Below are 1,138 nucleotides of genomic sequence, written 5' to 3'. Positions count from 1 at the left end.
CCGCTCCCGCTCGGCCGCGGGGGCGGCCCGTTCTCGACCGGCTGGCGGCGCGGGCTCCCGGCTCAGCCCTCTCCCCACGGGCCGTCGACCGCGACGTCCCCCGTATCCTGGTCGTATGGCCCCCAAGCAGGAGAAAGCGGCTGGAAAGCCGGACAAGGCGGCCGCCAAGGAAGCGTCCAAGGCGGCGAAGAGCGCCCGGCGGCAGGCATCCAGGGAACGCCGCAAGCAGATCTTCGAGGCGTTCAAGATGCAGCGCCGCGAGGACAAGCGGCTCATCCCGTGGATGCTGGTCGCCTTCCTCGGCACCGCGCTCGTCGTCTTCGGTCTGGGCTGGCTGCTGGGGCTGCCCTGGTTCTTCCTGCCGGTGGGCATCGCCTTCGGTGCCCTCGCCGCGGTCATCGTGTTCGGCCGCCGCGTGCAGCGCACGGTCTACCAGCGCGCGGACGGGCAGCCGGGCGCGGCCGGCTGGGCGCTGGAGAACATCCGGGGCCGCTGGCGCGTGACGAACGCCGTCGCCGGCACCACCCACCTCGACGCCGTGCACCGCGTGATCGGACGCCCGGGCGTCATCCTGGTCGCGGAGGGCGCCCCGCACCGGGTGCGGGGACTCATCGCGCAGGAGAAGAAGCGCGTCGCCCGGGTGGTGGGCAGCACTCCGATCTACGACGTCACGGTCGGTAACGGGGAGGGGGAGGTTCCGCTCAGGAAGCTCCAGCGCTACCTGATGAAACTTCCCCGTAACATCAGCGTCGCGCAGATCGACGTGTTGGAGACGAGGCTCGCCGCACTGGCCAGCAAGGGCAACGCGATGCCCAAGGGCCCGATGCCGCAGGGCGCGCGAATGCGGAACATGCAGCGGGCGATCCGCCGCCGCTGAACGCCTCCACCGGGCCAGCACCCCGCGCCAAGGCGGGACAACGCCCTCCGGACCACGTTCCGGGGGGCGTTCGGCCGTCCGGGAGGCCCCAGCCCGACCTCCCTGATCCAGTCGGTGGCGACCACCCCTGGTGGACCTCCGCGGCCTCCGGCCGTCGGCCGGCCCGTCCGGAACGGCAGCCACCCCGTGGAGCACCGGGAGCCCCTCGACGCGGCATCCCGAACCGGCTCGGGGGGGGACCCCGCGGCAGGGGCGCGCGCG

Annotated in this window: 1 protein-coding gene; it reads left to right on the top strand. The window is 73.5% G+C overall.

What is annotated here, in order from left to right; all coding sequences use genetic code 11:
* Positions 1 to 115: 115 nt before the first annotated feature.
* Positions 116 to 877, top strand: coding sequence for a DUF4191 domain-containing protein (locus ACTIDRAF_RS0226030; RefSeq protein WP_016701568.1), 762 nt, complete (start codon positions 116 to 118; stop codon positions 875 to 877).
* The last annotated feature ends 261 nt before the right edge of the window (positions 878 to 1,138 follow it).

Source organism: Actinoalloteichus spitiensis RMV-1378, from assembly GCF_000239155.1.
GTDB classification, from domain to species: domain Bacteria; phylum Actinomycetota; class Actinomycetes; order Mycobacteriales; family Pseudonocardiaceae; genus Actinoalloteichus_B; species Actinoalloteichus_B spitiensis.
This window is presented reverse-complemented; position numbering and strand designations above follow the sequence as displayed.

Excerpts from the sequence above, each read along its gene's own strand:
- ACTIDRAF_RS0226030 (WP_016701568.1), top strand. The coding sequence starts at position 116 with ATGGCCCCCAAGCAGGAGAAAGCGGCTGGAAAGCCGGACAAGGCGGCC.